At 72.7% G+C, this 26,903-nt stretch carries 29 protein-coding genes, 2 tRNA genes and 1 riboswitch; of the genes, 14 read left to right on the plus strand and 17 right to left on the minus strand.

The features are described 5' to 3' along the window. Positions 1–423: 423 nt before the first annotated feature. Positions 424–1,431 carry an ABC transporter substrate-binding protein gene (locus tag ACXJKF_RS12830; RefSeq protein WP_456788099.1) on the plus strand — a complete coding sequence of 336 codons (1,008 nt, stop codon included), beginning with the start codon at positions 424–426 and terminating at the stop codon, positions 1,429–1,431. Positions 1,432–1,822: 391 nt separating this feature from the next. On the opposite strand, the gene ACXJKF_RS12835 is transcribed toward ACXJKF_RS12830, so the two are convergent. Then, positions 1,823–2,452: a 4'-phosphopantetheinyl transferase family protein gene (locus ACXJKF_RS12835; RefSeq protein ID WP_456788100.1), complete on the minus strand. Its 630-nt coding sequence runs from the start codon at positions 2,450–2,452 to the stop codon at positions 1,823–1,825. A gap of 104 nt (positions 2,453–2,556) precedes the next feature. Here ACXJKF_RS12835 and ACXJKF_RS12840 point away from each other — a divergent pair, with 104 nt between their 5' ends. Beyond that, entirely contained in the window at positions 2,557–2,985 is a 429-nt protein-coding gene (locus ACXJKF_RS12840; protein ID WP_456788101.1) for a transferase, read from the plus strand. 3 nt (positions 2,986–2,988) lie between these two features. On the opposite strand, the gene ACXJKF_RS12845 is transcribed toward ACXJKF_RS12840, so the two are convergent. Then, positions 2,989–3,684, minus strand: a complete 696-nt coding sequence (locus ACXJKF_RS12845) for a TetR/AcrR family transcriptional regulator (RefSeq protein WP_456788102.1) — start codon at positions 3,682–3,684, stop codon at positions 2,989–2,991. Positions 3,685–3,751: 67 nt separating this feature from the next. Here ACXJKF_RS12845 and ACXJKF_RS12850 point away from each other — a divergent pair, with 67 nt between their 5' ends. Next, positions 3,752–4,651 carry an alpha/beta fold hydrolase gene (locus tag ACXJKF_RS12850; protein ID WP_456788103.1) on the plus strand — a complete coding sequence of 300 codons (900 nt, stop codon included), beginning with the start codon at positions 3,752–3,754 and terminating at the stop codon, positions 4,649–4,651. Between the two features lie 4 nt (positions 4,652–4,655). Here the strand turns inward: ACXJKF_RS12850 and ACXJKF_RS12855 are convergent, their stop codons facing one another. Beyond that, positions 4,656–5,417 carry a class I SAM-dependent methyltransferase gene (locus tag ACXJKF_RS12855; protein WP_456788104.1) on the minus strand — a complete coding sequence of 254 codons (762 nt, stop codon included), beginning with the start codon at positions 5,415–5,417 and terminating at the stop codon, positions 4,656–4,658. A 31-nt stretch (positions 5,418–5,448) separates the two neighbouring features. On the opposite strand from ACXJKF_RS12855, the gene ACXJKF_RS12860 reads away from it, so the two are divergent. Then, complete coding sequence (locus ACXJKF_RS12860; RefSeq protein ID WP_456788105.1) at positions 5,449–5,892, plus strand: hypothetical protein; 444 nt, start codon at positions 5,449–5,451, stop codon at positions 5,890–5,892. 32 nt (positions 5,893–5,924) lie between these two features. Here the strand turns inward: ACXJKF_RS12860 and ACXJKF_RS12865 are convergent, their stop codons facing one another. Both ACXJKF_RS12865 and ACXJKF_RS12870 read right to left on the minus strand, forming a co-directional pair. Beyond that, entirely contained in the window at positions 5,925–6,287 is a 363-nt protein-coding gene (locus ACXJKF_RS12865; RefSeq protein ID WP_456788106.1) for a VOC family protein, read from the minus strand. A 66-nt stretch (positions 6,288–6,353) separates the two neighbouring features. Continuing rightward, a complete protein-coding gene (locus ACXJKF_RS12870) occupies positions 6,354–7,286 on the minus strand; it encodes an ANTAR domain-containing protein (protein ID WP_456788107.1) in 933 nt (310 codons plus the stop codon). Positions 7,287–7,580: 294 nt separating this feature from the next. On the opposite strand from ACXJKF_RS12870, the gene ACXJKF_RS12875 reads away from it, so the two are divergent. After that, on the plus strand, positions 7,581–9,251 hold the full coding sequence (locus ACXJKF_RS12875; RefSeq protein ID WP_456788108.1) for a cation:proton antiporter domain-containing protein: 1,671 nt from the start codon (positions 7,581–7,583) through the stop codon (positions 9,249–9,251). Between the two features lie 5 nt (positions 9,252–9,256). On the opposite strand, the gene ACXJKF_RS12880 is transcribed toward ACXJKF_RS12875, so the two are convergent. After that, on the minus strand, positions 9,257–9,463 hold the full coding sequence (locus tag ACXJKF_RS12880; protein WP_456788127.1) for a LuxR C-terminal-related transcriptional regulator: 207 nt from the start codon (positions 9,461–9,463) through the stop codon (positions 9,257–9,259). Between the two features lie 351 nt (positions 9,464–9,814). Further along, the gene (locus ACXJKF_RS12885) at positions 9,815–10,747 is read right to left on the minus strand and encodes an LPXTG cell wall anchor domain-containing protein (protein WP_456788109.1); all 933 of its coding nucleotides are present in this window, start codon (positions 10,745–10,747) and stop codon (positions 9,815–9,817) included. Positions 10,748–10,895: 148 nt separating this feature from the next. On the opposite strand from ACXJKF_RS12885, the gene ACXJKF_RS12890 reads away from it, so the two are divergent. Continuing rightward, a complete protein-coding gene (locus tag ACXJKF_RS12890) occupies positions 10,896–12,206 on the plus strand; it encodes a GntR family transcriptional regulator (protein ID WP_456788110.1) in 1,311 nt (436 codons plus the stop codon). Positions 12,207–12,289: 83 nt separating this feature from the next. Here the strand turns inward: ACXJKF_RS12890 and ACXJKF_RS12895 are convergent, their stop codons facing one another. The 5 genes from ACXJKF_RS12895 to ACXJKF_RS12915 all read right to left on the minus strand — a co-directional run bounded on the left by ACXJKF_RS12895 (position 12,290) and on the right by ACXJKF_RS12915 (position 15,331). Next, entirely contained in the window at positions 12,290–13,120 is an 831-nt protein-coding gene (locus ACXJKF_RS12895; RefSeq protein WP_456788111.1) for an inositol monophosphatase family protein, read from the minus strand. Between the two features lie 221 nt (positions 13,121–13,341). Continuing rightward, the gene (locus ACXJKF_RS12900; RefSeq protein ID WP_456788112.1) at positions 13,342–13,548 is read right to left on the minus strand and encodes a hypothetical protein; all 207 of its coding nucleotides are present in this window, start codon (positions 13,546–13,548) and stop codon (positions 13,342–13,344) included. A gap of 399 nt (positions 13,549–13,947) precedes the next feature. Beyond that, positions 13,948–14,289 carry a hypothetical protein gene (locus ACXJKF_RS12905; protein ID WP_456788113.1) on the minus strand — a complete coding sequence of 114 codons (342 nt, stop codon included), beginning with the start codon at positions 14,287–14,289 and terminating at the stop codon, positions 13,948–13,950. Between the two features lie 392 nt (positions 14,290–14,681). After that, positions 14,682–14,757 (minus strand) — tRNA-Asn (locus tag ACXJKF_RS12910). A gap of 61 nt (positions 14,758–14,818) precedes the next feature. After that, on the minus strand, positions 14,819–15,331 hold the full coding sequence (locus ACXJKF_RS12915; RefSeq protein ID WP_456788114.1) for a hypothetical protein: 513 nt from the start codon (positions 15,329–15,331) through the stop codon (positions 14,819–14,821). 71 nt (positions 15,332–15,402) lie between these two features. Here ACXJKF_RS12915 and ACXJKF_RS12920 point away from each other — a divergent pair. The 3 genes from ACXJKF_RS12920 to ACXJKF_RS12930 all read left to right on the plus strand — a co-directional run bounded on the left by ACXJKF_RS12920 (position 15,403) and on the right by ACXJKF_RS12930 (position 16,734). After that, positions 15,403–15,479 (plus strand) — tRNA-Ile (locus tag ACXJKF_RS12920). Positions 15,480–15,560: 81 nt separating this feature from the next. Further along, positions 15,561–16,349, plus strand: coding sequence for a DUF1206 domain-containing protein (locus ACXJKF_RS12925; RefSeq protein WP_456788115.1), 789 nt, complete (start codon positions 15,561–15,563; stop codon positions 16,347–16,349). Between the two features lie 75 nt (positions 16,350–16,424). Then, a riboswitch (cyclic di-GMP riboswitch) is annotated at positions 16,425–16,499 on the plus strand. Positions 16,500–16,515: 16 nt separating this feature from the next. Continuing rightward, positions 16,516–16,734, plus strand: a complete 219-nt coding sequence (locus tag ACXJKF_RS12930; protein ID WP_055913562.1) for a BldC family transcriptional regulator — start codon at positions 16,516–16,518, stop codon at positions 16,732–16,734. Positions 16,735–16,801: 67 nt separating this feature from the next. Here ACXJKF_RS12930 and ACXJKF_RS12935 read toward each other — a convergent pair whose 3' ends face one another. Genes ACXJKF_RS12935 through ACXJKF_RS12950 form a run of 4 tightly spaced genes read right to left on the minus strand, consistent with a single transcriptional unit; the run spans position 16,802 to position 21,306 of the window. Continuing rightward, positions 16,802–18,046, minus strand: a complete 1,245-nt coding sequence (locus ACXJKF_RS12935; RefSeq protein ID WP_456788116.1) for an arginine deiminase — start codon at positions 18,044–18,046, stop codon at positions 16,802–16,804. 19 nt (positions 18,047–18,065) lie between these two features. Next, the gene (locus ACXJKF_RS12940) at positions 18,066–18,608 is read right to left on the minus strand and encodes a TetR/AcrR family transcriptional regulator (RefSeq protein WP_456788117.1); all 543 of its coding nucleotides are present in this window, start codon (positions 18,606–18,608) and stop codon (positions 18,066–18,068) included. 13 nt (positions 18,609–18,621) lie between these two features. Beyond that, positions 18,622–20,622, minus strand: a complete 2,001-nt coding sequence (locus tag ACXJKF_RS12945) for a YhgE/Pip family protein (protein WP_456788118.1) — start codon at positions 20,620–20,622, stop codon at positions 18,622–18,624. 9 nt (positions 20,623–20,631) lie between these two features. Continuing rightward, positions 20,632–21,306: an ATP-binding cassette domain-containing protein gene (locus tag ACXJKF_RS12950; RefSeq protein ID WP_456788119.1), complete on the minus strand. Its 675-nt coding sequence runs from the start codon at positions 21,304–21,306 to the stop codon at positions 20,632–20,634. 149 nt (positions 21,307–21,455) lie between these two features. Here ACXJKF_RS12950 and def point away from each other — a divergent pair, with 149 nt between their 5' ends. The 5 genes from def (at position 21,456) to ACXJKF_RS12975 (ending at position 25,538) form a co-directional block, all read left to right on the plus strand. Beyond that, positions 21,456–21,944 carry a peptide deformylase gene (gene def / locus ACXJKF_RS12955; RefSeq protein ID WP_456788120.1) on the plus strand — a complete coding sequence of 163 codons (489 nt, stop codon included), beginning with the start codon at positions 21,456–21,458 and terminating at the stop codon, positions 21,942–21,944. Between the two features lie 137 nt (positions 21,945–22,081). Further along, positions 22,082–22,582 (plus strand): DUF3145 domain-containing protein, encoded by a 501-nt coding sequence (locus ACXJKF_RS12960; RefSeq protein WP_456788121.1) that lies wholly within the window; start codon positions 22,082–22,084, stop codon positions 22,580–22,582. 133 nt (positions 22,583–22,715) lie between these two features. Beyond that, positions 22,716–23,174, plus strand: coding sequence for a hypothetical protein (locus ACXJKF_RS12965; protein ID WP_456788122.1), 459 nt, complete (start codon positions 22,716–22,718; stop codon positions 23,172–23,174). Further along, a complete protein-coding gene (locus ACXJKF_RS12970) occupies positions 23,161–24,024 on the plus strand; it encodes an FAD:protein FMN transferase (RefSeq protein WP_456788123.1) in 864 nt (287 codons plus the stop codon). The genes ACXJKF_RS12965 and ACXJKF_RS12970 overlap by 14 nt, the downstream gene beginning before the upstream one ends. Further along, a complete protein-coding gene (locus ACXJKF_RS12975; RefSeq protein ID WP_456788124.1) occupies positions 24,021–25,538 on the plus strand; it encodes an FAD-dependent oxidoreductase in 1,518 nt (505 codons plus the stop codon). The genes ACXJKF_RS12970 and ACXJKF_RS12975 overlap by 4 nt, the downstream gene beginning before the upstream one ends. 68 nt (positions 25,539–25,606) lie before the next feature. Here ACXJKF_RS12975 and ACXJKF_RS12980 read toward each other — a convergent pair whose 3' ends face one another. Beyond that, positions 25,607–26,854, minus strand: a complete 1,248-nt coding sequence (locus ACXJKF_RS12980; RefSeq protein ID WP_456788125.1) for a beta-ketoacyl-[acyl-carrier-protein] synthase family protein — start codon at positions 26,852–26,854, stop codon at positions 25,607–25,609. Positions 26,855–26,903 lie beyond the last annotated feature (49 nt).

Here is a 26,903-nt window from a genome sequence, read left to right on the forward strand (position 1 = left end):
GTGTCGACGCGGTCCGCCGGCCCGTCGGGATCGATCGTCCCGATGGGTGAGACCCGAGCGTCGAGTGTGACCGACGCCGAGCGCTGCAGGGGAGACCTCGATCGCTGAGTGTGAGCAGCCCGACGCAGGTGCTGGACAGTATCTTCGCAATCCGGTCGTACCGGTCACCCTGCGACCTGGCCGGTACCGGCAGCACCTGGATCCGACGAAGGGGGAGCGACGCATGACGGCTGTCCTCGTCGCACGCCCGCAGGCACCGCCCGCACCACGCCCGGCCAGCGGCGCACGCACCGTGCTGGTGACGGTGGGTCTGGTCGCCGGACTCGTCGTCGCGACGCAAGCGCGACCGTCCGGACGCCGCATGGACGCTCCAGCCGGTCCTCTCCTCGCGGGTCCCGCCCGCACCGACGCGAAGGACGACTCATGACCACCCGACTCACCCGGGCGCTCGCCACCGTCGGCGCGATGGCTCTCGCCGCCGGCCTCGCCGCCTGCAGCGACGCGGCGATCACGCCGGAGCCGCCGGCCGCGACCGCGGCGGACGGCGTCTACCCGATCACGCTGGACAGCCCGTTCGGCACCACCGAGCTCACCGCGCAGCCCGAGCGCGTCGCCGTGGTCTCCGCGGTCGACCTCGACATCGCGCTCGCCCTCGGGATCGTGCCCGTCACCGCGCCGAAGTTCGGCGACTACCCGCCGGACCCGTGGACGCAGGACGCACTGGCCGACGTCGAGGACGAGGTCGACTTCTACGACTCGACCGACGGCACCGACTACGCGGCGATCGCCGCGGCCGAGCCCGACGTCATCCTGGCGACCAGCGGGTGGACCCTCGACGAGGACTACGACCAGCTGGCCACGATCGCCCCCATCGTGTCGTTCCAGGGGGACGACGGCCTCTCCGCGATGACGTGGGCCGAGCGCACGACCGTCGCAGCCGACGCGCTGGGCCTGTCCGAAGAGGGTGCCGCGGTCATCGCGGGGGTCCAGAAGGCGTTCGCCGACGCGCGCGCCGCACACCCGCAGTTCGAGGGCAAGAGCTACACGTACGCCGTCATCCACCCCGACCAGATCACCTACATCTCGACGGCGGGCAGCGACGTCAGCTTCTTCACCGACCTGGGCTTCACGCTGCCCGAGACGGCGTCCCAGTTCAACGAGACCGACAGCGCAGTGAGCAAGGAGAACATGGACCTGCTCGACGCCGACGTCCTGCTCGTCGGCTACCCGTTCGGTGACGCGGGCCTGATCCGCCGCGACGCCCTCGAGGCCGACGCGCTCTTCCTGAAGGTCCCGGCGGTCGAGGACGGCCACTACGCGGTCGTCGACGACGACGTTGCCTCACCCCTGGCGTACCCGACGCCGCTGAGCCAGACGTGGGCGCTCGTGCGTCTGCTGCCCGTGCTCGACGGCGCCGTCGCCGGCGCCTGACGGAAGGAACGACCACGGCACTCCCGCGCATCGAGCGGTACGCCGTGCCGACGGCCGTCGAGCTCCCGGCCGGCCGGGTCGACTGGCGGGTCGACCTCGACCGCGCCGCCCTGCTGGTGCACGACATGCAGGCGTACTTCGTCGACGCCTTCGTCCCGCAGGGTCCTGTCGAGTCGGCGATCGCGCAGATCATCGGGCTCCGGCGGGGTGCGGCCGACGCGGGAGTGCCCGTCGTCTACACCGTCCAGCCGCCCGACCAGGACACCGCCGAGCGTGGTCGGCTCGGCGAGTTCTGGGGTCCTGGGCTCTCGGGCAGGCACAGCGCCCGCGTGGTCGACGCTCGCGCCGGCCCCGGGAGGTCCTCGTGGTCGAGGACGGCCGGGTGCAGCGCTCAGACCCGAGCCAGCGCGACCGCGGTGACCACCAGACCGTCGCCGACCGCCCACCGACCGTGCAGCACGTCGGTCCCGAGCCCGGGCAGGCCGACCCGCGCCACGAACGTGCCGTCACCGAGCCGGACCTCGACGTCCTCGAACCCGAGCCACGTCCGCGTCACGGGGTACCAGACCTTGTACACGGACTCCTTGGCCGAGAAGAGCACGCGGTCGAGGCACAGCGCCGGGTCGGTGCGGACGAGGGCCGCCTGCTCGTCCGGGCTCAGCACCAGGTCCGCGACCCCGGGMGGCAGCGGCGCCCGTTCCTCGGCGTCGATCCCGAGACCCGCCCAGGTCTCGCTGCGACCGACGGCGGCCGCCCGGTACCCGTCGACGTGCGTCATGCTCCCGACGATCCCCGCCGGCCACACCGGCGCGCGGTCCGGCCCGGCGGGGACGACGGCGTCCACCAGGCCGAGCCGGCGCAGGGCGGTGCGGGCGCACCCGCGGACGGCGGCGTACTCGGCGCGACGGGCCGGCACGGCGTTCACGACCCCGGCCTCCTCGGACGGGTGCAGGGCGGCGGGCAGCGGGGGACCGGTGTGCTCGGCCACCTCCACCCCCGCCGGCAGCACCCGTTCGATCATGCCGCGCAGTCTCTCAGGGGTGTTCGCCGCGGGCTGAGCCGTTTCGGGAAACTCCCGGGACGCAACGTCGTTATGTCCTGCAGGAGTCCCAGCGAAGGAGAGGCATGTCGCGACGGATCAAGGGTCTGGTGGAGTTCGAGGACGACCGCGGAGCGGTCGTGCGCTACGTGCGGCACGCGAACGGCGGGGGTCTGGTCTCGCCGGCCGCGCACGCGCACGAGGGCGCGTGGCTGGCCGAGACGTCCTACGTCGAGGCGGGCGCGGTGGTCCACGACGGTGCACGGGTCGGCCCGGGCAGCTGGGTCGACGTGGACGTCGTGGTCGGCGCGGGAGCGGTCGTCGGGAGCAACGTGCACCTGGGCGCCGCGACGCGCGTGGGCGCCCGTGCGAGGGTCGGTGCGGGTGCGCGTGTCGGTCAGGGAGTCTCGATCGAGCAGCGGGCCACCGTGGCGGCCGATCAGGTGGTTCCGGACGGCGCGGCGGTGACGGGCTCGGGTCGAGGGCGCCGCGCAGGCTACGACCGGGCGGCGTAGGAGTCAGACGCCGAGCAGCCCCCGCAGGACGCGCGTGAGGAGCCGCTCGGTCTGGTTCTCGTCGGCCTCGGCCGGTGGTGCGGACAGCGCGGCGGCGAGGTGCGGGTGGGCGCCGTCCTGCACGAGGTGCGCGACGTGGGCGGCGGCGGCGAGCCGGCGACGACGGTCGACGGGGTCGGTGCCGAGCTGCTCGATCTCGGTGCGGACCAGCAGCCGCACGACGGCACTGAAGACGCCGATCGCCTCGAGCTTGCGGTGGCCCTCGACGTCGAGGCCCTGCAGGGCGCCGAGGGCGTGCTCGAGGTACTCGACGGCGTGCGGACCCAGGTCGCCGGGCGCCGCGGGGGTGTCCGTCAGCCACGGGTGCCGCAGGTAGACGGCGCGGCTCTGCCCTCCGAGCGCGAGGAGGTCCGCGAGCCAGTCGGTGTGCCCGAGGACGGAGTAGTCGATCTCCCCGTTGACCTGGTCGACCATGAGCGCGACGAGCTCGTCGCGGGACTGCACGTACCGGTAGAGCGACGCGGAGCCGCCCCCGAGGGCCTGCGCGACGGAGCGCATGGTGACGGCGCCGAGCCCGTCGGAGTCGGCGAGCTGCACCGCGACCGCGGCGATGCCGTCGCGGGTGTGCTCCGGAGCCCGGCCCCGGCTGCCGCGCACGGGGCGCAGCCAGATGCTGGTGTGCTCCGTCTCCATCTCCATGCGCTCACCCTCTCACCCGTAGGCTAGAATTGCGAACACTGATCGCAATAAACGGAGGAGCGCCCCGATGACTACCTGGACCCCCACGCAGCACGCCCGCAACGGCGACGTCGAGATCGCGTACGACCGCCTCGCCGGCTCCGCCGGGATGCCGCTGCTGCTCGTCATGGGACTGGCCACCTCGCGGTTCTGGTGGCCGACGGGCCTGTGCGACGAGCTCGCGCGCCAGGGCTTCGAGGTGGCCCGCTACGACCAGCGCGACGCGGGCGAGTCCACCCGGCTGCCCGACGTCGCCGGGTCGAACCCGTTCCGGGCGCTCTTCGCGAAGAAGGGCGACGCGTACACCGCCGAGGACATGGTCGACGACGCCGTCGCGGTGCTCGACGAGCTCGGCTGGGACCGGGCGCACGTCGTCGGGCACTCGATGGGCGGCGTCGTCGCCCAGCGGATCGCCCTGCGGCACCCCGACCGGGTCCTCAGCGTCGTGTCCTCGGCGGCCCTGCCCAGCGACGTCTCGGGCCTCGGGGTCGCCCGCTACCTGCGCGTCGGGCTGCTCGCGCGGCTCGCGCGCACGACGTTCCCCGACGGCCGCGACGGCGACATCGAGGCGAGCCTCGCGGTCGCCCGCGGGGTGGCGTCGCCCGCCTACCCGTTCGACGAGACCGCCGCCCGGGAGTGGATCGAGCGCGCGGTCGACAGCGGGCCGCGGGACACCAAGGCGCAGAGCCGCCAGATCGGCGCGCAGTGGCACGGCCCGCGGCTGCGTGACCTGCACCGGCCGACGCTCGTGCTCCACGGCGAGGCGGACCCGATCCTGCGGGTCGCGGCGGGACGAGCGACAGCGAAGGCGATCGACGGGGCGCGTCTCGTCACGCTGCCCGGCGTCGGCCACGACCTGCCCGCCGAGCTGTGGCCGACGGTCGCGGGGGAGATCGGGGACCTCGCGAGACGCGCCGCCACGGTCTGACCGGTCAGGCGACCGACCCGCTCGCGCACCACGCCACGGCGGGGATCTCGAACGGCGCCGGCGGGAGCCGCGCCGCACAGCAGGCCTGGAGCGCGTCCCGGTCGGCGTCCCCGAGCGAGGCGACGTACGCGCCTGCCGGTCCTACGCCGAGGGTGAAGGTGGCCCACCACTCGTCGACGGTCTCGTAGCGCGCGCCGACCGCCTCGCTCCAGGACCGGACGTCCCGGAGCCCCGCTGCGCCGAACAGCTCGGCGAGGTGCCCTTCCCGTGTCCCCGGCAGGGCAGCCTCGCCGGGCGCGGCCGGGTCGAGGTCGTGCACCGCGCGCCAGAACGCGTCGAGGGGTCCACCGTTGCCCGCGTGGTCCCAGACGTTCGCCGCCACCACCCCGCCCGGTCGGGTCACCCGCGCCATCTCCGTCAGCCCGGCCACCGGGTCGGTCAGGAAGTGCACGACGAGCTGGGCGACCGTCAGGTCCACGGAGTCGTCGGGCAGCGGGAGCCTCTCCGCGACGCCGGTCAGGACGCGCAGCCCGGGGAACCGCGCGCGCGCCGCCTCGACGAACGACTCGGAGGGCTCGACCGCCGTGACGGCATCGACGCCCAGGCGCGCGACGAGGTGGGCGGTCAGGGCTCCCGGTCCGCAGCCGACGTCGAGCGCCCGGGCACCGGACGGGAGGTCGAGCGCGGCGGCGAACTGCGCGGCGAGCGGCTCCGAGAACCGGCCCATGAACCGGAGATACACGTCGGGGGTGACGTCGAAACCCATCCACCGACGGTAGCGCCGTAGTCTCCGGGCCATGAGCACCCTTCACGAGGTCGGCGAACGCGACGGTTGGCGATGCTGGCTCTGCGACGAGCCGGTCGACCCGGACGCCTCCGTCAATGCCGACCGCGGCCCCAGCATCGACGGCGGCGCGACGCCCAAGGGCAAGAAGCCGACCCCCGGGTCCGAGCGGCTAGCGCACCGGGCGTGCAACACGAAGAAGGGCGCCGTGAAGCCGGTCGTCGCCTGGTCGCCGGACCTCTTCGTCGTCGACCCGGCACCGATCGTCGCCAGCGTCGAACGGCTCACGCGCAAGGGCGGCCGCGAGGTCGTCGGTCGCTGCCCCACGCGCGCGGACGGCGAGGCGGCCGCGGTCTGGCTGGTCGACCGGCTCTCCCGGTACGCGCCCGACCTGCGCGTGACCGCCGACGTCGAGCCGGGCGGCGGTCAGTTCCTGCTCGTGCTGCGCTCCGCCTGAGGGCGGGTGCAGCACCCGGACACGGTGAGCGCCTAGTCCTCGTCCAGGCACAGGCAGCACGGGTGCCCCGCCGGGTCCAGCAGCACGCGCACGTTCTCCCGGAACTGGGACGTCGCCACCGTGGCCCCCAGCGCGACGGCGTCCTGGACGGCACCCTCGAGGTCGCCCACCTGGAAGTCGAGGTGCATCATCGGGCGCTGCTCGCCGTCGACCGGCGGCCACACGGGCGACCGGTACCCGTCAGCCTGCTGGAACACGAAGAACGTCGACCCGCCCGGCGCCGCCATGACCGCGGTACCCGGCTCCTCGTGGACGACCGGCCAGCCGAGCAGCTGCGAGTAGAACGCCGCCAGGGCCGACGGGTCGGGTGCCTCGATGGCCGGTCCCCACCACATTCCAGGTGTCCGTGATCGCACCGGCTCAGTCTGGCGACGGACCTCGCCGGGCGCTACCGGTGCGGGTCAGCTGCGGGAGGCGATCGACGACCGCTGCGCGGCCGGGTTCGAGGCGTCGGCCGGGCCCCCGCCGCCGACGATCGTCAGCACGATGCCGTGCGCGGCGCTGCGCCGCAGGGCCGCGGTGAGCAGGTCGACGACCGCGGGCCCGATCCGGCCGACCCCGCGCAGGTCGACCGTGACCCGCCCGAGGTCGCCCGCCCCGAGCATCGCCACCGAGAGCGCGTCGGCCAGCTCGTCCCGGTTGGACAGGTCGACCGCCCCCGAGACCCGCACCACGGACCCGGCGGCGGTGCGCTCGACGGAGACGTCCAGGTGCCGCCGCCGGCTGGTCGGCGGCGGGCTCTGGTCGGCGGACGTCCCGCACAGGGTCTCGTCGAGCAGCTCGCTCGTCGTCGACTCCAGCCCGCGGGCCGCGACCTCCACCACCCGACGGGCGAGCTCGCGGAGCCGCGTGTTGTGCCGCTGCGAGCTCTCCTTGAGGATGCCGAAGGCGGCGTCCTCGTCGACGCCGTAGGTCAGCATGAGGATGCCCTTGGCCTGGTCGATCGCCGCGTGGGACTCCAGTGCGAGCGTCAGCTCGGCGTTCACCCGCTCGGCCAGCAGCGCGGCGTAGGCCGGGGAGACGTCCACGAGGAACCCGGTCATGTCCCCGTCCCCCTCGCCGGCCACCGCCAGGACGACGCGACGCAGGGCACCCGTCATGTCCACGAGGAGGTAGTCGCACGCCAGGGGCTCGCCCTCGCCGACGCACCGGTCGAGCGCATCGCCCACCGCGGCACGTTCCTCGCGCTGGACGTGGGTGAGGAGGAGCTCACGGGTGGGCACCACGTCGCCCGGTTGCATGCCGTGGATGAGGAACATGTGGTCGGACCACCACCAGCGACCGGTCGCCGCACCGAACCGGAAGCTGCCCACCTGCGTGCTCGTCGCCGTCATCGGGAACCCCCAGGACCGGCACCGTGGAGATCGGCAACGCAAGACCCGTTGCTGAACCTCCGGGACGCTCGCCACGACGCCGTGACGCAGATCCACACTATGCCTGTTGACGTCCGGCATCGGCCGTGGCGCAGCTCGCGATCGGGCACGCGACCGGCGGCTCGACCTGCTCGCTGTCGCGGGGTCGACGCTCGCGCAGGTCGCCCCGACGTGGTCCGGACCGCCCGGTGCGTCGTGGGTCTCCGCGGAGCGGGCAAGATAGGGGCTCACCACCGCTTCGGCGAGAGGAACCTCATGGCAGCAGCGGCCCTGTACCTCGGCGCCGCTCTGCTCGGCGGGCTCCTCGCAGTGCTCCTGCGCCTCCCGCCGCTCGTCGGCTTCCTCGCGGCCGGCTTCGCCCTCGGCGCCGTGGGTGCGCCGGAGCTGCCGTACCTCGAGCCGATCGCCAGCTTCGGGGTCGTCCTGCTGCTGTTCGCGATCGGGCTGAAGCTCGACGTCCGCACCCTCCTGCGCCGCGAGATCTGGCTGACCACCGTGGTGCACCTGGGGATCAGCGTCGCGATCGCGCTCGGCTTCCTGGGTCTGCTCGCCGTGATCGGGTTCGGGTTCCTGGGCGGCGAGTCGTTCGGCGCGCTCGCGCTCGTCGGGTTCGCGCTGTCGTTCTCCTCGACGGTGTTCGTCGTGAAGGTGCTCGACGACCGCTCGGACACCACCGCGCTGTACGGGCGGATCGCCGTCGGTGTGCTCGTCATGCAGGACGTCGCCGCCGTCATCTTCCTGTCGCTGTCCAGCGGCGAGCCGCCGAGCCCGTGGGCGCTGCTGCTCGTCCTGCTCATCCCCGGCAGGCGGATCCTCTACCTGATCTGGGACCGCATCGGTCACGGCGAGCTGCAGGCGCTCTTCGGGGTCAGTGTCGCCGTGGTGCTCGGGTACGGGCTGTTCGAGCTCGTCGGCATCGCCGGTGACGTCGGAGCCCTCGTGGTGGGCGTGCTGCTCGCGTCCCACCCCCAGGCGGGCGAGCTGTCCCGGTCCCTCATGACGTTCAAGGACCTCATGCTGGTCGCGTTCTTCGTGYAGATCGGGCTGCACGGCACGCCGCACATGCTCGAGGTCGGCCTGGCGCTGCTCCTGCTCCTCCTGCTCCCGCTGCAGGTCGCGGCCTACGCCGTCGTCCTCTGGCTCATGCGGCTGCGCCGGCGCACGTCCTTCCTGGCAGGCCTCGTGCTGTCGAACTACTCCGAGTTCGGGATCATCGTCGTCGCGGTCGGAGCGAGCACCGGCCTGCTCGACGGGCAGTGGGTCGTGGTCATCTCGCTCGCCGTGGCGTTCAGCTTCGGCCTGTCCGCGATCGTCAACCGTCGCGGGGTCGAGCTCGCCTCACGGCTGTCGCGCCTGCTCCCGGCACGGGATAGCGAACGGCTGCACCCCGACGACCGGCTGGTCGACGTCGGCGACGCGGACGCGCTGGTCCTCGGCCTGGGCCGCGTCGGCTCCGCCACCTACGCACGCCTGCGCGACGAGTACGGGCTGTCCGTCGTCGGCGTCGAGCACGACCAGACCCGCGTCTACGCGCTCCAGGACGAGGGCTACGAGGTCGTCCGCGCCGACGCGACCGACCTGGAGTTCTGGAACCGTGTGCAGCGCGCCGGCCGGGTCAAGATGGCCGTCCTCGCGATGCCGTTCCACAACGCCAACCTCATCGCCCTGGCACGGCTCCAGGCCGCCGGCTTCACGGGCAAGGTGGCCGCGGTCGCCCGGTACGACGACGACGTCGCCGAGCTGGAGCGTCACGGTGCGGACGCGGTGTTCCACCTGTACGGCTCGGCGGGCTTCGCGCTGGCCGACCACGCCGCGKAGGTGCTCCTCCAGGGCCGCGGGACTCAGCCGGGGCCACACCCGCCGGCCCGACCGGGCGACGAGCGGGACGTCCTCGACCCGCTCGAGCGCCGTGCGGAGCCGGCGTAGCGAGGTCAGATGCCGTGGGCGCGAGCCCAGGCGACCGCCTCGGCGCGCGTGGACACGCCGATCTTGCGGTACGCGCTGCGCAGCTGCGTCTTCACGGTGTTGCGGGTCACCCACAGGCGCGCGGCGATGTCCTCGAGGGTGATGTCCTCGCCGAGCTCGCCCATGACGACGCGCTCGCGCTGGGTCAGGGCGCTCAGGCCGACAGTGGGCATGGGGAGGGTCTGCTGGCTGGTCACGGGGGGCCTCCTGCGGTGTGACGTCGGTTCAGCTGGAGAGGCCGTCCCGTCCGACGGGGGTGTCTGACGTCGGCCTCACCCGCTCTATCGGCACGCGAACGGGTGAATATGACCAAGAACGGCAACCAATTTGCCGACGGCACGCTATTGGGCTGCGGCCGACCTCGACCCGCTCGTCGTCTCCAGCGCGATCGACAGGTCGGTCGCCCCGCCCGCGTCCGCGGCGAGGCGGCCGCGGCCCGGCGGCCGTCAGCATCGCCAGGCTCGCGACGAGGCCGCACCCGCCGCAGGATGCCTGGCGGTGGGTGCGGCCTCGAGCTCGTCGGATCAGCTCGTCGCAGCCTGCCGGCGCCGCAGGAGCACGAGCGCTCCACCGGCGACGCCCATCCCCGCGGCCAGGGCGGCGAGGGCGCCGGCCTCGGACCCCGTGCTTGCCAGCACGCCGACGTCGGCCCCGAGCTCGTCGTCAGCGACCAGCACCTGCGCGGAGACCGGTTCCGGGTTCGTAGGCGTGGTCGGGTCGACGGGCGTGGTGGGGTCGACGGGGTCAACCGGGTCAACCGGGTCAACGGGGTCGACGGGGTCAACCGGGTCGACGGGGCCGACGGGGCCGACGGGGTCGACGGGGTCGACGGGGTCGACGGGGTCGACAGGGTCAACAGGGTCAACAGGGTCGACGGGGTCAACCGGGTCGACGGGGCCGACGGGGTCAACCGGGTCAACGGGGTCAACGGGGTCGACGGGGTCAACCGGGTCAACAGGGTCAACCGGGTCGACGGGGTCAACCGGGTCGACAGGCTCGACCGGGTCCACGGGATCCACCGGGTCCGAGTCGTCGGTGCACACCGGCGCCTGCCCTCCTTCTCCGAAATGCTCGTTGTAGCCGCTCACCTGCACCCACGAGATGCAGTAGTCGTCGGGGAAGGCAGCCGCAAAATCCGGGTGGTCCGTCCACGGGTAGGAGGACGCTCCGACGTACGCAGCGCGCGGCCAGACGCCGTTGTGCGGCACCGACTGGTGCACGTTGAACGTCTTCTCGCCGGACCCGTCGAGCGCCGTGACGCGATAGTTGATGTGCCCGTTCTCCTCGAAGGTCCTGCCGTCGGGCAGGGTCAGGCCGGCGGCCGTCACGGTGTACGGGGTGGTCGAGTCGGAACCGTCGGCGAAGGCCGGTCCCGCTGTCGCGACCGAGGCCGCGGCCAGGCCGGCCACGAGCACCGTCGGAAGGAGAAGTCGCCGCGCTGGGGTGCGGGAGGCCACGCTCGTCCTCGGGGGGGTGGTGGTTCCGGTCCTCATCGTGATCCCTCGGTGGTCTAGTCGATTTTTGATATCAACAACGTATTTCACCGTTCATCGATGAGCGTGGGACCAACGTCCTGATGTCAACGGCATGCGGTTCAATGGCCACGTGCCCGTTCCGACGACGCCGATCGACATCAAGGGCGTCCCCGCGCGCGCCGGCGCCTACGCGCGCCTCGAGGCCCTGCTCATCTCGGGCGAGCTGGCGCCCGGCTCGCGGCTGACCGACCACGACCTCACTGAGATCACCGGCACGTCGCGGGCGCCGCTGCGCGAGGCGCTGAACCGGCTCGCCGCCGTCGGGCTGGTGACCGTGTCGCCGCGGAGGTTCACCGAGGTCACCCGTCTGGACGACCCTCGCGCGCGGGACTCGGCCGACCTGCTCGGTGCGGTCGTCGGCCAGGCGATGGAGGAGGGGCTCACCCGACTCACCCCCGCCGGACGTGAGCGCCTCGCCCAGCTCCGCACGACCGCCCTCGCGAGCGAGGAGTCCCTGCGGGCAGGCCTCCGAGCCGCGACGGTGCTGCGTGACCTGCACGGCCCGTTCCTCCAGGCKGCGCGCAACACGGAGTACCAGCGGCTGGCGGAGACCCTCGGCCCGTACGTCGAGCGCGCCCTCGCGATGTCCTCGGACCGGTTCGACGCCGCCCTCCCGGACCTGCGCCGTGTCGTCGACGCCTCACTGACCGGAGACCTCGACTCCGCACAGGGCGCCTGGGCTGCTGTGCGGCGCATCGCGGACGACGCGTTCGTCACGACGGCGGCGATCGGGCGGGATGCCGAGGCCCGGCCGTCCGTGCCGTTGCTGCGGGAGAAGGCGGTGGAGACCATTCAGCACGCGATCATCGACGGCACCCTCGTCCCGGGGGAGCAGGTTCGAGAGTCCGACCTCATGACGTGGCTCGGCGTGTCCCGCACGCCCGTGCGGGAGGCACTCGCCGTCCTCGCACGGCGCGGGCTCGTGGTGCTCCACCACCATCGCGCCGCCAGCATCGCCACCGTCGACGACGAGGGCTTCCGCGACGGGATGCGAGCCATCGGGGTCGTGCGCCGCGTTCGGCTCCAGCGGGCCATGGACGAGCACCCGGTCGAGCTCGCGCGCGACTTCGAGGCGGCTCTCGAGGTGCTGGACGCACTCGATGCGACGCCCGGCTCCGGGACCGTTCTCGACTCGACGGTCCGCCTCTCAGCCGCGATCGAACGAGCGAGCGAGAGCGCAGTCGTCCGCGAGATCGACGACCTGCTCACTGCCCGCCTGCGGTGGTACGCGGTCCGTAGCAGTGCGATCTCCTCCGAGCGTGGCCGCGCGATGATCCGCGAGTACGCGACCGCCGTGATCGAGGGCCGGAAGGCGGACGCGGACGTGGCCGTCTGGCGGCTCTACGCCGAGGTGCTGGCCGCGTCGCCCGCCGCCGGCTGAGCCCCGGGGAGGTCCGCAGGGCGACGCTGCGAGGTCGGCCGGTCACGATCGTCGGCATCGACCCGGACAGCGCCGACCGCCGCTCACGGCCCGCGCGGACCCTCGGCGCCGGCCACTGACACGGAGGCGCCCGCCAGGTGGGGCCGCACGATCTCGACGAGCGCGCCGTGGGTGTCCTCGTCCGCCGCGACGACGAGCCCGCGACCGGTGTGCAGCGGGTCGCCCGCGAGGTCGCTCACCACGCACCCGGCCGCCTCGCACAGGGCGATGCCCGCCGCGAAGTGCAGGTCGTCCCGGAAGCCCCCGTCCGAGACGTAGGCCGCGCGACGCCCGGCGGCCACCCACGCCACCGCGAGGGTCGAGGAGATGACGCGCGGGCCGAACCTGGTCCGGAACCGGGGGTCGGCCAGGATTTGGGGACCGACGAGTGCCCGGTMGACCGGTCCGTCGCAGTTGACGTCGACCAGCAACGAGGCAGGGCTCGGTCGGAGCGGCCGGTCCGACCCGTCGACCCTGACGAACGCCGCCGTCCCGTCGGTCCAGAACACGTCCGCCGCGATCGGGTCGACCACCGCCGCCGCTGCGACACGCTGCTGATCGGTCAGGGCGACGTTCACGGCGACCAGAGGTGTTCCGGCGGCGAAGTTCAACGTCCCGCAGAGGGGGTCGACGAGCCACCGCCGCGTCGTGGACGTGCCCCCGCAGGCTCCGAGCTCCTCGCCGCGAACGGCGTCGTCGGGGCGGTGCGCGCGCAGGACGGCGACGATGGCGCGCTCGGCGTCGAGGTCGGTCTGGGTCGCGAAGTCGATCCCGCGCTTCGCGTGGCGCACGTGGTCCACGGCGTAGTCCCGCCGGACGACGACCGCGCCCGCCTGCGCAGCAGCGAGCGCGACGTCGACGTCAGTCAGAGCCATCGCCCCAGCGTAGGCGCGGGTCAGGCTCTCGACGGCCCCCTGTCGCGCTCGCCAGATGACCGGTCGACCACCTGCAGACCTGGGTCCTTCTGGGCTGGGGAGCATTCCACCGCGGCCATGACGGAATCCCTCAGGACGCGCAACCCAGAAAGGTGCGCCTCTACTGCGGCGATACGTCCTGCGACGACCGCCGACAGACAGGCGCACCTTTCCGTGAATGCCTAGCTGATGGGAATCGTCTTCTGCCCCCAGGACACGCTGTTCTTTGCCACGACCGTGCTGGTCCCGACCTGGCCCGTCGAGCAGTAGATCGGGTAGCCGCCTCCGGTCTTCATCGGTCCCGCCCGGTACGTGCGGTCGATGGTCCGGTAGCCGCCCGAGGCGACGCAGTACGCGTACACGTCGAACGTCGTGGTTCCGGGATCCATCGCAATCCACACCGGGCTGGCGGCGCAGTTCTTGATACGCAGCAAGGAGTACTGCGCGTCGGTTCCAGCCCAGACCGTTCCGAAACAGGTGGTTCCCGTGCCGGACGCCGCCTGGGCTGCCGGAGCTGCCACCACTCCGAAGCAGAGCGCGGCAATTGTCGCCATGAGAGTGGCCAGTGAGAGGGTCCTGCGAGGTGCTGTGGACATTCCATCCCCCRTCGATCGATCACGACCGCGCCATTGCGGCCCGTGCGGAAGGGGCCTCCTAGGAGTTCCCCCTGCCTGTCATAGGAGAACGTAAAGCAGTTGTAGTCGCCTTGACTGTAGGCCGTACGGGTGATGACTGATTCAGCGCCCAGGTATGCCGGCAGGGTCGGACCTGGTCCGGCCAGCGCGACGCTAGGGCAGCATGGTCGGGGTCATCGTGTCGCTGACCCACTGCTGCGTCTCCATCGGGAGGCACTCCGCCTCCCACATCGAGAGGAGCAGGATGCCGGTCAAGGGATCAGGGCCCTCGCCGCTCAGGTCGGGCAGGTGGTACTCCTGCGGGACGGCCTCCGGCTCGAAGAGCCGCTGTATCCCCCAGCGGGCGTGCTCGTCCGCAGTGATGGTCTCGCTGAGACGGTCGTACGTCAGCAGGGCGACCGGGTCGTCGGCGGGGCGGTGGTCGAAGTACGTCGGGTCCTGGGCGAGCAGCTCCTGCGCGTATGCCGCGCGGCACGCGTCCGACCCGGGCGCCACTCCCAGGACGTTCGGGCTCGGGTCCGCTGTCGGAACGGGGACGGAGGCCGGTGTCCGCCTGGGCTCCTCAGGACCCGCCGTGGGCGTGGGACGGAGCGGTGACGTGTCCTGGCTCGATCCCGCCGAGGCGCTCTGGCAGCCGACCAGGAGCGATGCAGGGAGGAGCAGCGAGAGGAACACTGCTGACGCCCGCAGCTCGGTTCTCACCATTCCCCCTCGCAGGGCCCTCCGTCAGGACCCACACCGATCATCGGTACGCGTGACGGGTTGCTCGACGACGCATCCGGGTGACGCCGCCGAGCAGCGTCAGACGACGCACGCAGGACATCAGCACGTCGTGGGCACGACAGCACGAAGGCCCCCTCGAAAGGGGGCCTTACCTGCGGTGACTCTGGCTCCCTCGACTGGACTCGAACCAGTAACCGTCCGATTAACAGTCGGATGCTCTGCCAATTGAGCTACGAGGGATCGTGCGGGAAGAAACTCTAGCAGCCGTCGACGGGTGCCCCGGACAGGTCAGCGGGGCACGTCAACGAGGAAGGCCGACGGCGTCACGGACCTCGTCCTCGGCCGCGTCCACGACGGCCGCCACGGCCGGGTCCGACAGGTCGATCGACGCGTCCCCGAGGACCTGCGTGAACATCGTCCCGGCCTCGTCGCGCCGCAGGACGACCCGCGCGCGCTGACCGCGGGGGAGTGTGACGGACACCGCATGCACCACCGACTGCTGCACGCGCTCGCGGAACGTCTGCGAGAACGCGAACGACCCCGGCACCTCGGAGAAGGTCAGTCGTTCCGACTCGCCCCACACCCAGCGCAGCGTCATGGTGCGCGTCGCCGGGTCCAGGGAGCCATGGTCGACGTCGGACCACGGGTGCCGGACGACAGGACCGTCGGCCGGCACGAGGTGCAGGGCCCGCCGGGACGCGACGGCCCACCGACCGTCGGAGAGCTCGGTGCTCACCAGCACGGCGTCGCCGGACCGCAGGTCCAGCCGGGTGCGGTCGGTCGCGGGCAGTCGATGACGGGAGAACAGGGCCACCGACTCACGGTACCCGCGCGTGCGTCGGGCCCGGCGCACCCGTGCGGCCTCGATAGGGTGTGCGGTGCCTCGGGGCAGTAGCTCAGCCGGTCAGAGCAGCGGACTCATAATCCGTCGGTCGTGGGTTCAAGCCCCACCTGCCCCACCACCTTCCCGTGCTCTCCGGTCGCCGGAGTGCCCCTCTGCTGCCACGATCGGCGCCGGGGGCCCGAGGCGAGGAGATGAAGCGGTGACGACGAGCAGCACGGCGAACGCACAACGGTCATGGGAGCTGGCGGCGCGGGCGGGGTACGCGGTCAGCGGTGTGCTGCACATCCTGATCGGTGTGCTGGCCTTCCGGGTGGCCTTCGGGAACGGCGGGGAGCAGGCGGACCAGTCCGGTGCGCTGAGCACCATCGCCAGCACCCCGTTCGGCGCCCTGGTCCTGTGGTTCTCGGTCCTGGCGTTCGTCGCGCTCGGTGCGTGGCAGGTGGCCAAGGCGATCCACGGGAGCTTCGGGTCGAACGACACGGGGGAGCGCGCGAAGGCCGTCGGGCGGGCTGTGGTGTACCTCGCGCTCGCGTTCGCGGCTCTCAGCTTCGCCCGCGGTGGCGGTTCGGACGCGTCGACGCAGACGGCGGACGCGACCGCCAAGCTGATGGCTGCCCCTGGAGGGCGGCTGCTCGTCGGTGCCGTGGGTCTCGCGATCATCGGGGTGGGCCTCTACCACGTCTACAAGGGGTGGAAGAAGAAGTTCCTCGAGGACCTCCAGCGGCTGCCGTCCGGGACGGCCGGGCCTGTCGTCCGGCGCCTCGGAGTGCTCGGCTACGTGGCCAAGGGAGTTGCCCTGGGCATCGTTGGTGTGCTCTTCGTCACCGCTGCCGTGACGGCCGACCCGTCCAAGTCGACGGGGCTCGACGGCGCCCTGCACGCCCTGCGTGACCAGCCCGCGGGTGTCTTCATGCTGGTCATCGTCGCCCTGGGCTTCGTGGCCTACGGCATCTACTCGTTCGTCCGCGCCCGATATGGCCGCATCTAAATCACCCGTTTGCGCGCGAATCGTGCGTCGGAGGTTGTTGCACAAGCGTCCAGTTTCGGGCATAGTTCCTTTTGTCAGCGACAACGGCAAACCCGCTGCAAGGCGGGGACGCAAAGCCACGGGGCCTACAGGGCCAGCCGAGCTACCGAACGACAGGAGATCCATCATGGCTGTTACCACCACGGACGCCCCCCTCTCGCAGGGCGCACTGCTCACGCCGGGCGAGGTCGCCGTTCTCTTCCGCGTCGACCCGAAGACGGTCACCCGCTGGGCCCAGGCCGGCAAGCTCTCCGCCGTCCGCACCCTCGGCGGCCACCGCCGTTTCCACGAGTCCGAGGTGCGTTCGCTCCTCACCGGCGTTCCCACGCAGCGCACGGCGGAGTGAACCCACTCTCCACAGCACTTCGGAAAGCCCCCCGAGCTCATTGAGCACGGGGGGCTTTCTGCATTGTTCACAGGTCGATCGGATCGCGGCTGACCGGGCACGTCATGCAGTGCCCACCACCGCGACCACGCCCCAGCTCCGCCCCACGGATCTCGAGCACCTCGACTCCCGCCGCCCGCAGCGCGGCGTTCGTGGTGGTGTTCCGGTCGTACGTGAACACGACGCCCGGCTCGACGGCGACCGCGTTGTTGCCGCTGTCCCACTGCTGGCGCTCGGACGCGTACACGTCGCCGCCGGTCTCGATGACGCGCAACCCCGGCAGCCCCAGGGCGGTGGCGACGACGTCGACGAACGGGGTGGTGCCCTCGTCGGTGAGGTGCACGCGGCCGCCGTCGCCGGGACGCAGGGTGAACGAGTGGATMGCGTCGACGATCTTCGGGTACAGGGTCACCACGTCGCGGTCCGCGAAGGTGAAGACCGTGTCGAGGTGCATCGCCGAGCGCAGCCGCGGCATCCCCGCGACGACGACGCGGTCGGCGGCACCCTGCGCGAACAGGGCGGCTGCGAGCTGGGTGATGCCCTGCCGTGACGTCCGCTCGCTCATGCCGACCAGCACCGTGCCGTTGCCGACCGGCATGACGTCGCCACCCTCGAGGGTCGAGCGGCCCCAGTGCTGTTCCGGGTCGCCCCACCAGACGGTGGAGCCGACGAACGCCGGGTGGAACTGGTAGACGGCCTTCATCAGCAGGGTCTCGTCGTGCCGGGCCGGGAAGTAGAGCGGGTTGAGGGTGACTCCGCCGTAGAGCCAGCAGGTGGTGTCGCGCGTGTAGAGGGTGTTGGGCAGCGGGGGCATGACGTACTCGCGGGTGTCGGGGGAGTACTCGGCGAGCGCGAAGTGGTCGTCGTCGAACCCGCCGGTGATGTCGACGGTCGCCAGCCCGCCGATCAGGAACTCGGCGAGCCGGCGGGCCTCGAGGCGCTCGAGGAACTCCCGGGTGTCGTCCACGAGCTCCAGACCGACGTCGTCCGGCACGATCTTGCGGTCGAGCAACCAGTCGCGCGCCCCGGCCACCGCCATCGTCTGCGCCAGCACGTCGTGCAGCTCGAGCACCTCCACGTCGCGCGCCCGCAGCTCGGCCACGAACGCGCGGTGGTCGCTGATCGCGTTCTCGACCCAGAGAACGTCGTCGAACAGCAGGTCGGACGCGTTGGTCGGGGTCAGGCGGCGGTGCGCGAGGCMGGGCTCGCAGACCAGCACCCGGCGCAGGCGCCCGACCTCGGAGTGCACGCCGTTCGGTGGGTCGGTCGGCATCTCGGCGCCTCCGGTGGGTTCAGTGCACGGTCGCGAGCACAGCTGCTCGCACGTCCTCCAGGGTGCGCGTGGGCTGGAAGACCAGCCACTCGAGCCCGGCGAGGAGCGTCGCGCCGAACAGGGCGGCGGCCGTCAGCGACGCGTCACGGTCGGGCCAGGTCTCGGCGACGACGGCCGCGAACGCGCCCATGGACTCGTCGCGCACCAGCCGGATGGAGTCCTGCCAGCTGCGACCGGTCCGGAACGTCTCGGCGACCATGAGCTTCGCGAAGTCGGGGTGTGCCCGGATCTGGGTGAGGAGCTCGGTGACCAGCGCCTCGAGCGCGTCACGGCCCTGCAGGCCGTCGGTGGCGGCTCGCAGCGCTGCGGTGAGCCGTGCGACGCCCTCGGTGATGATCGCCTCGAACAACCCCGACTTCGAGCCGAAGTTGTAGAAGACGCTGCCCTTGGCCACCCCGGCGGCCGACGCGATGTCGTCGACGGACGTGGCCGTGAACCCGCGGTCTGCCACCAGGGAGAGCGCGGCCTCGACGATGTGGTCCCGGGTGGCCGTGGCGCGCATGCTCGTCAGCCTCTCAGATGCTCAGCGCGGGGTGCAGTCGCGCCACGGTCCACGTCCGCAGTCGCCCCGCCTTCCACGCGGTCACCGCCAGCGACGCGACGGCGACGATCGCGAGGTAGGCGACGGCGGTCCACAGGCGGGCGTCCGGCGATCCGGTGACGAGGCTGCGCAGACCGCCGACGGCGTACGTCATGGGCAGCACGTGGTGGATCGCCTGGAAGAACCCCGGCGTGGTCTCCACCGGGTACGTGCCGCTCGCCGACGTGATCTGGAGCATGAGCAGCGCGATCGCGGCCACCTTGCCCGCCGCGGAGCCGAGCACGGACAGGAGCATCTGCTGCACGGCCAGGAACGACGCGGCGACGAGGAGCAGGAACGCGACGGTCCCGATCGGGTGCCCGATGCTGAGGCCCAGCCCGAACCCGACGACGCCGAGCAGCAGGAGGACCTGTCCGGCGCCGATGACGAGCGACGGCAGGTAGCCGGCGAGGGCGACCCGCCACCCGGACGCGGGCGTCGCCAGGGCTCGGGTGGGCAGGGGGCGCAGGAGCAGCCAGGTGATGAGGCCGCCGACGAACAGCGCGAGCGGGATGAACAGGGGAGCAAATCCTTCCCCGAGGCTCGCGGCGGGGGCGACGTCCTCGTCGTCGATCGCCACCGGCGTCGCCAGGGCGTCGGCGCGGGCGGTGCGCTGCGCGGTGCTGTCGTCGGGGATCTGCGTCGCGCCGTCCGTCAGCCCGTCGGCCAGCTCCTGGGCGCCKCCGCCGAGCCGGCCGGTCCCGTCCGCCACCTGGGCGGCGCCGTCGGCGAGGGTGGCCGTGCCTGCGGCCAGCGACGCCGACCCCTCGGCCAGCGTGTCGGCGCCGGCTGCGGCCCGGTCAGCGCCGGAGGCGAGGGTCGACGCGCCGGACGCGAGGGTGGTCGACGAGTCGGAGAGCGTGGCGAGGCCCGTGCTGAGCGACTGCGCGCCGGCGGCGGCCTGTGCAGCACCGGAGTCGAGCGCGTGCAGCTGGTCGGTCATCGCGGAGACCGCGGCTGCGTCCGGCAGGTCCGCTCCGCCCAGCCTCGCCAGGAGCGCGGCGGCGTCCGGGTCTCCCGCAGCGGCGCGGGCGGTGAGGTAGGCACCGACCTGCGTGAGCCCGTCGGCCAGCGCGGGCAGCTCTCCTGCCACGGCGTCCACCTGCTGGGTGGCGCTGTGCACGCCGTCGGCGACGGCCTGCGTGCCGGTGGCGAGGGTGCCGCTCGCGTCGGCGGCGGTGCGCGCGCCGTCCGACAGCTGCGCCGCGCCTGACGAGAGCCGGTCGGCGCCGCCCGCCACCGCGCCGATCCCGTCGTCGAGCGTCGCGGCCCCGGCGGCGAGCTGTGCGGCACCGTCACGGGTGTCGACCGCGCCGTCGGCGACCTGCTGCGCGCCGTCCCCGAGCTGCTCCGACGCGTCGCGCAGGGACAGCGCGCCGTCGGCGGCCTGCAGCATGCCGTCGCGTGCCGACCCGAGCCCGACCAGCACCTGGCCGACGGCCTGTTCGCCGGCGGTCGCCGCGACCCCGTCGCGCACGTGGTCCATGGCGGAGCGGCCGAGCGTGGTGCCGATGAAGGAGTTGGCGTCGTTGTAGGTGACGTCGATCTGGGCGGCGGTCGGCTCGTCCCCGCCCGCCGAGACGAGGTCCGCCGAGAAGTCGGCGGGGATGGTCACCGCGAAGTAGTAGTCCCCGTCGCGTACGCCCGCGGCCGCGTCGGCGGGGTCCGTGACCACCCAGTCGAGCGCGGCGCCGTCGGTCAGCTCCTCGGTCAGGTCCTGGCCCGCGGTGACCCGGGTGCCGTCACGGTCGGCGCCGACGTCGGAGTTCACCAGCGCGACGGGCATGGCGTCGAGGTGGCCCGTCGGGTCCCAGAACGCCCAGAGGTACAGAGCGCCGTAGAGGAGCGGGACCAGCAGCATCGCGGCGACGGCCAGCCGGGGGAGGCGGCCGCGGCCGAACCTGCGCAGCTCGGTACCGGAGGTGAGCGAGAGCATGACGGTCCTTCAGAGGGTCGGGGCGGAGACGGGCAGGACGGTCCAGCGGGTGCCGGCGGCCTCGTCCGGGTCGGCGCAGGACGCGACGACGGTGACGCCGGAGGCGGCGAGCGCGTCGAGCCGGTCCCAGACGATCCGCCGGCGGGCGCGGTCGTGCACCTGGTCCACGTCGTCGACGACGAGCAGCCGGGGCCGCTGCGCCATCGCCAGGGAGATCCGCAGCAGGAGCGCGTCGACCTCGTCGAGGTGCCAGACCACCGTCCGGGCGCCGGGGAGGGGCAGGTCGCCGAAGACGGGTGTGAGGGCGCGGTCGACGATCGCCTGGTCGGCCCGGGGTGCGMGCCGGTACCAGGGCGCGAGCCAGGCGAGCCGCTCGCGCACGTGGTCACCGACGGTCACCGAGTCGTCGAGCTCGTCGATGCCGGTGAAGCCGGCGAGCGCGACCTCGCGCTGCGTCAGGGTCCGCTGCCTCGGCAGCCGGTGCCCGAGGACGACGAGGTCGGACGACGGGTCCGGCACCATCCGCCCGGCGAGCGCGAGCAGCAGGCTGGTCCGTCCGGCGCCCTGCGGCCCCTGGACCAGGGTGAGGGTCCCGGCGGCGATCTCGAGGTCCACGGGCCCGAAGACGGGTCCTCGGTCGCCGTGCAGCTGCAGGCCGAGGGCGGTGACGGCGGGCTCGATCATGACGACTCCTTAAACTGACCGGTCAGTACAAAATACTACGCCCGTGCGCGCCCGACGGGGGTGTCGTCCTGCTCACACTCGCGCGCCCCAACCGCCCCGGTGCCCTGTCCCTGCCTCGTGGACCGGCACGTCGTGCGAGGATCTTCCGCATGGCCATGCGAGAGATCCGGACCGTCGGGGACCCCGTCCTGCGCACCCCCTGCGACCCGATCACCACGATCGACGACCGCGTGCGCGGCCTCGTCGACGACCTGCTCGAGACCGTCGACACCGACGGGCGCGCGGGCCTGGCGGCGAACCAGATCGGCGTCAGCCTGCGGGCGTTCTCGTGGAACATCGACGACGAGGTCGGCTACGTGCTCAACCCCGTGATCGTCGAGCTGTCCRAGGACGAGTACCAGGACGGCGACGAGGGGTGCCTGTCGGTCCCCGGCCTCTGGTTCCCCACGCACCGGTCCTGGTACGCGCGGGTCGTCGGCACCGACCTCGACGGCAAGGAGGTCGTCGTCGAGGGCGTCGAGCTCATGGCCCGCTGCCTCCAGCACGAGGTCGACCACCTCGACGGGATGCTCTACCTGGACCGCCTGGAGCGATCCGTGCGCAAGAAAGCCATGCGCGCCATCCGCGACACGCTGTAGCTCGCTGGCGTCCTCGCCCGTCGTCCGGCATGCTGTCCCCAGCACGCCGCGAAGCTGTCTGCATGTCATGCGTGAGCCTGGGAACGTGACTGAGGTCGTTGGGGAAGGCGAACCTCGAGCCCGTTCAGGAGGACGACATGGCTGGTGCGATCACCCGCGGTGTACTTTTCGTGCACTCTGCACCGCGCGCGCTGTGCCCCCACGTGGAGTGGGCGGCAGGCAACGTGCTGGGCTCACGCACCACGTTCGACTGGACGGCGCAGCCGGCCGGTCCGGGGTTCTACCGCGCTGAGCACTCGTGGCAGGGCGCACAGGGCACCGGCGCGCGCCTGGCGTCCGCGCTGCGCGGCTGGGCCCACCTGCGCTACGAGATCACCGAGGAAGCCAGCCACGGCGTCGACGGCTCCCGCTGGAGCCACACGCCGGAGCTGGGCATCTTCCACGCCGCGACCGACGTGCACGGCAACATCGTCGTGCCGGAGGACCGGATCCGTGCCGCTCTCGAGCACGCCGCCGACCCGGTCCGGCTGCGCACCGAGCTCGACCTCGCGCTCGGTCAGGCGTGGGACGACGAGCTCGAGCCGTTCCGGTACGCCGGCGCCGGCGCGCCCGTCCGCTGGCTGCACCGCGTGGGCTGAGGAGCGCTTAATCGCTTCGCTCGCCCCTTGGACGTTCACAGCGTGCGCCCAGCCGGGGACCCTAGCGTCCTGACCTGTTGCAATACGGCCGTCGCAGGTCGGGCCAGGGGGACACGATGAGGGGACTTCACGCATGAGGACGCCACGCAGGACCACGATCGTGCTCGTCTCGGGGGTGTCCGCAGTCGCCGGTGCACTCGGGCTCGCCTCGTGCAGCAGCGGAGCCGCGAGCCCGGACACCGCGGACGAGGCCGTCGAGCAGCCGGCCGAGACCGCAGCCGCCGTCGAGGAGCCCGAGTACGCCGACGGCACCTACACCGCGACCGGCTCGTACGAGTCTCCCGCCGGGCCCGAGACGGTCGGCGTCTCGATCACGCTCGCGGACGGTGTGGTGTCGGCCGTCGTGGTCACCCCGGAGGCGACCAACCCGGCATCGCAGAAGTTCCAGTCCCAGTTCGCCTCCGGCGTCGCCGACGTCGTCGTCGGGCAGCCGATCGAGGGACTCACCGTCGACACCGTCTCCGGTTCGTCGCTGACCCCCGACGGGTTCAACGCGGCGCTCGTGGAGATCGCCGCGGATGCGCACGCCTGAGGCGTCGTTCGACGCGATCGGGACGCGGTGGTCGATCCACGTCGACGGACCGCTGGACGTCGTCACGCTCGCACGGGTCAGGTCCCGGATCGCGGCGTACGACGCCGTCTGGTCGCGGTTCCGCGACGACTCCGTGGTCGCCCGGATGTCCCGCGAACCGGGGACGTACCGGCTCCCTGCGGACGCGGGCCCGCTGCTCGACCTGTACGCGACGCTCGGCCGCTGCACCGACGGTGCCGTGTCTCCGCTGGTCGCCCGCAGCCTGGTCCGGCTCGGGTACGACGCCGGCTACTCGCTGCGGCCCGCGGGGGAGCCGGAACCGGCACCGGCGTGGGACGACGTGCTCGAACGCGACGGAACCACGCTCGTCGTCCGTGAGCCCGTGCTGCTCGACGTGGGTGCGGCGGGCAAGGGGCAGCTCGTGGACCTCGTCGCGGCCGAGCTGCGCGACTGCGGCATCGAGGAGTACGTCGTCGACGCCGGCGGTGACCTGGTGCACCGCGGCGGCGCGGCGTTCCGGGTGGCCCTGCAGCAGCCCGGGGACCCGACGCGGGCGATCGGCGTCGTGGAGCTCGACGGTGCCGCGCTGTGCGGGTCGGCCGTCGACCGCCGGGCGTGGGGCGACGGGCTCCACCACGTCGTCGACGCACGCACGGGGCAGCCGACGCGGGACGTCGTCGCCACCTGGGTCGTCGCCGGCACCGCGATGGTCGCGGACGGCCTGAGCACGGCCCACTTCTTCGCGGACCCCGACCGGCTCGAGGCGGCGTTCGACCACACCTACGTGCGGGTGCACGCGGACGGTCGCGTCCGCTACTCGCTCGGCCTCCCCGGGGAGCTGTTCTCGTGAGCGCCGTCGACGCCGTCCTCGGCCGCGTGACGATGTACCGGCTGGTCACGCTCGCCCTCGGTGGCGTCCTGCTGGCTGCCCTGGTGCTGTCCGTCCTCGGTCCCGTGCAGCAGGACCCCGTCGCCGTCGCCGTCAGCACCGTGGTCGCCGTGGGGGTCAGCGTGCTCGCGGGTCGCGTGTGCGGCGCCCTCTGGCGCACTCGCGTGCACACCGAGTCCGCCGTCATCACGGGTCTGATCCTGGCGCTGCTGTTCTGGCCGGAGACCACGCCGGCCGGGCTCGGCGTCGTCGCCCTGGCGGCCGCCCTCGCCGCGCTGTCCAAGTTCGTCATGGCGGTCCGCGCGAGACACGTCCTCAACCCCGCCGCGGCGGGCGCGCTCGCTGCGGGTCTGCTCGCGCCTGTCTTCGGCGGCTTCGGGGCCACCTGGTGGGTKGCGACGCCCGCCCTGCTGCCCGTCGTCACCGTGGCCGCACTGGTCGTCGTGCTGCGCACCCGTCGGTTCGCGCTCGTGGCCACCTACCTCGCCGTCGCGCTGGCCGTGCTCCTGCCTCGGCTCGTCACCGCCGGCGCCGCCCCGCTCGACGCCCTCCTGACGGCCCTGCAGTCGTACCCGCTCGTCTTCGCGGCCGGGTTCATGCTCACCGAGCCGCTCACGCTGCCGCCGCGCCGCTGGCAGCAGCTGTCGGAGGCCGCTCTGGTCGGCGCGCTCACCGTCGTACCGTTCAGCCTCGGCGTCCTGTACGCGTCACCCGAGCTCGCGCTCGTCGTGGGCAACGTCCTGGCCTTCACGCTGGGCCAGCGCCGAGCCGTCCACCTGCGGGTGCGCGCCCAGCGGATGGTCACGCCGGGCATCCGCGAAGTCGCGTTCGCGTCCGATGCCACGGTGCGGTTCCGGCCCGGGCAGTGGATCGAGCTCCACGTCCCGCACACGAGTGCCGACGCGCGCGGGTCGCGACGCGTGTTCTCGCTGGCCACCCCGCCCGACCACGCCGATGGGGTCGCCGTCGCGTTCCGGGTGACGGAGTCCCTCAGCTCGTTCAAGCAGGCGCTCAGCGCGCTGCCCGAGGGTGGCCTCGTGCGCGCGACCGGCGTCGGCGGCGACTTCGTCCTGCCCAAGGACTCCGCCGTCCCCCTGCTGCTCGTCGCGGGTGGCATCGGCATCACGCCGTTCGTGAGCCAGCTGGCCGACCTCGCGCGGTCGGGTCAGCAGCGGGACGTCGTCGTGGTGCTGCTGCTCGGTCCCGGTGACGAGGCGCCGTACGCCGACGTGCTCGTCGGCTCCGGGGCACGCGTGGTCGTCGTGAGCCCGGAACCCCCGCCCGCGCTGCCGGACGGCTGGGAGTTCGTCACCGGCCCGACGATCGACGGGACGATCCTGGACGCCACGGTGCCCGACGCCGGCCGACGGGTCGCGTACGTCTCCGGGGGACCGGGCATGGTGGACCACTCGCGCCGCGTCCTGCGCCGCTCGGGCGTCCGCCGGATCCGCACGGACGCGTTCAGCGGCTACTGAGCGACCCGGCGATCACCGACGCGACGGACTCGCCCCGCGCCGGTGATCGCCGGGTCGTGCGCGCGTCGTCAGACCGACGCGACGACCAGGGCGACGTTGTGGCCGCCGAATCCGAACGAGTTGTTGATCGCGGCGATGTCACCGTCGCGCAGGGTGCGGGGCTTGTCGCGCACCAGGTCGAGGACGAGCTCGGGGTCGGGGTTGTCGACGTTGATCGTCGGCGGAGCCTGCCGGTCGTGCAGCGCGAGGATGGTGAAGATCGTCTCCAGCGCACCGGCGCCGCCGAGCAGGTGGCCGGTCATCGACTTGGTGGCCGACAGGGCCACGTGGTCGGCCTCGTCGCCCAGCAGGCCACGGATCGAGCGAGCCTCGATGAGGTCACCCACCACCGTCGACGTCGCGTGCGCGTTGACGTGCACCACGTCGAGGCGGGCGATCCCGGACTCCTCGAGCGCGGCGCGCATGGCGCGGATCTGGCCCTCGCCGGACGGCTCGGGGGAGGTCATGTGGTACCCGTCGGCGGAGAGGCCGACACCGGCGATGCGTGCGTACACGCGGGCGCCACGAGCAGCAGCGTGCTGGGCGCTCTCCAGGACGACCACACCGGCGCCGTCGCCCATGACGAAGCCGTCGCGGTCCACGTCGTAGGGGCGCGAGGCCCGCTCCGGGTCCTCGTTGCGCAGCGAGAGCGTGCGCGACGCGGCGAACGCGGCCACGTTCATCGGGTGGATCGACGCCTCGGTGCCGCCGGCGATGACGATGTCGGCACGCCCGCTGCGGATCATCTCGACGCCGTAGCCGATGGCCTCGGCGCCCGAGGCGCAGGCGGACACGACGGCGTGGGCTCCGGCGCGAGCGCCGAACTCGAGCGACACGTAGGCCGTCGGGGAGTTGGGCATGAGCATCGGCACCGTCATGGGCAGCACCCGGCGCGCGTTGCCGCTCGCGAGCAGGCCCTCCCAGGCGTCCAGGATCGTGCGGATGCCACCGATGCCGGAGGACACGACGGAACCCAGCCGGTCACCGTCCACCTCGGGCGAGCCCGCGTGTGCCCAGGCCTCGCGGGCGGCGATGACCGCGTACTGCGCGGACGGGTCCATCTTCTTCATCTCGGGCCGCGTCAGGGCCTCGGAGGGGTCGACCTTGATGGTCGCCGCGAACTCGACGGGGAGGCTGAATCGCTCGACCCAGTCGTTGTCGAAGCGTCGTGCGCCCGACTCACCGTTCAGCGCGGCTGCCCACGTGCTGGGGACGTCACCGCCGAGAGGCGTGGTGGCTCCCAGTCCGGTGACGACGACGTCGGGTACGTGGCTCATCGGTGCTCCAGGTCGGCGGTCGGCTGCAAGAGGGTGGTCGGTCCCGGGC

Source organism: Cellulomonas sp. P5_C5 (assembly GCF_054049655.1).

What these genes read in the sequence shown, in the direction of transcription:
- ACXJKF_RS12830 (WP_456788099.1), top strand. Translation starts at nt 424, where the DNA reads ATGACCACCCGACTCACCCGGGCGCTCGCCACCGTCGGCGCGATGGCT.
- ACXJKF_RS12840 (WP_456788101.1), top strand. Translation starts at nt 2,557, where the DNA reads ATGTCGCGACGGATCAAGGGTCTGGTGGAGTTCGAGGACGACCGCGGA.
- ACXJKF_RS12845 (WP_456788102.1), bottom strand. Translation starts at nt 3,684, where the DNA reads ATGGAGATGGAGACGGAGCACACCAGCATCTGGCTGCGCCCCGTGCGC.
- ACXJKF_RS12850 (WP_456788103.1), top strand. Translation starts at nt 3,752, where the DNA reads ATGACTACCTGGACCCCCACGCAGCACGCCCGCAACGGCGACGTCGAG.
- ACXJKF_RS12855 (WP_456788104.1), bottom strand. Translation starts at nt 5,417, where the DNA reads ATGGGTTTCGACGTCACCCCCGACGTGTATCTCCGGTTCATGGGCCGG.
- ACXJKF_RS12860 (WP_456788105.1), top strand. Translation starts at nt 5,449, where the DNA reads ATGAGCACCCTTCACGAGGTCGGCGAACGCGACGGTTGGCGATGCTGG.
- ACXJKF_RS12865 (WP_456788106.1), bottom strand. Translation starts at nt 6,287, where the DNA reads ATGTGGTGGGGACCGGCCATCGAGGCACCCGACCCGTCGGCCCTGGCG.
- ACXJKF_RS12870 (WP_456788107.1), bottom strand. Translation starts at nt 7,286, where the DNA reads ATGACGGCGACGAGCACGCAGGTGGGCAGCTTCCGGTTCGGTGCGGCG.
- ACXJKF_RS12880 (WP_456788127.1), bottom strand. Translation starts at nt 9,463, where the DNA reads ATGCCCACTGTCGGCCTGAGCGCCCTGACCCAGCGCGAGCGCGTCGTC.
- ACXJKF_RS12900 (WP_456788112.1), bottom strand. Translation starts at nt 13,548, where the DNA reads ATGGATCCCGGAACCACGACGTTCGACGTGTACGCGTACTGCGTCGCC.
- ACXJKF_RS12930 (WP_055913562.1), top strand. Translation starts at nt 16,516, where the DNA reads ATGGCTGTTACCACCACGGACGCCCCCCTCTCGCAGGGCGCACTGCTC.
- ACXJKF_RS12940 (WP_456788117.1), bottom strand. Translation starts at nt 18,608, where the DNA reads ATGCGCGCCACGGCCACCCGGGACCACATCGTCGAGGCCGCGCTCTCC.
- ACXJKF_RS12960 (WP_456788121.1), top strand. Translation starts at nt 22,082, where the DNA reads ATGGCTGGTGCGATCACCCGCGGTGTACTTTTCGTGCACTCTGCACCG.
- ACXJKF_RS12965 (WP_456788122.1), top strand. Translation starts at nt 22,716, where the DNA reads ATGAGGACGCCACGCAGGACCACGATCGTGCTCGTCTCGGGGGTGTCC.
- ACXJKF_RS12970 (WP_456788123.1), top strand. Translation starts at nt 23,161, where the DNA reads ATGCGCACGCCTGAGGCGTCGTTCGACGCGATCGGGACGCGGTGGTCG.
- ACXJKF_RS12980 (WP_456788125.1), bottom strand. Translation starts at nt 26,854, where the DNA reads ATGAGCCACGTACCCGACGTCGTCGTCACCGGACTGGGAGCCACCACG.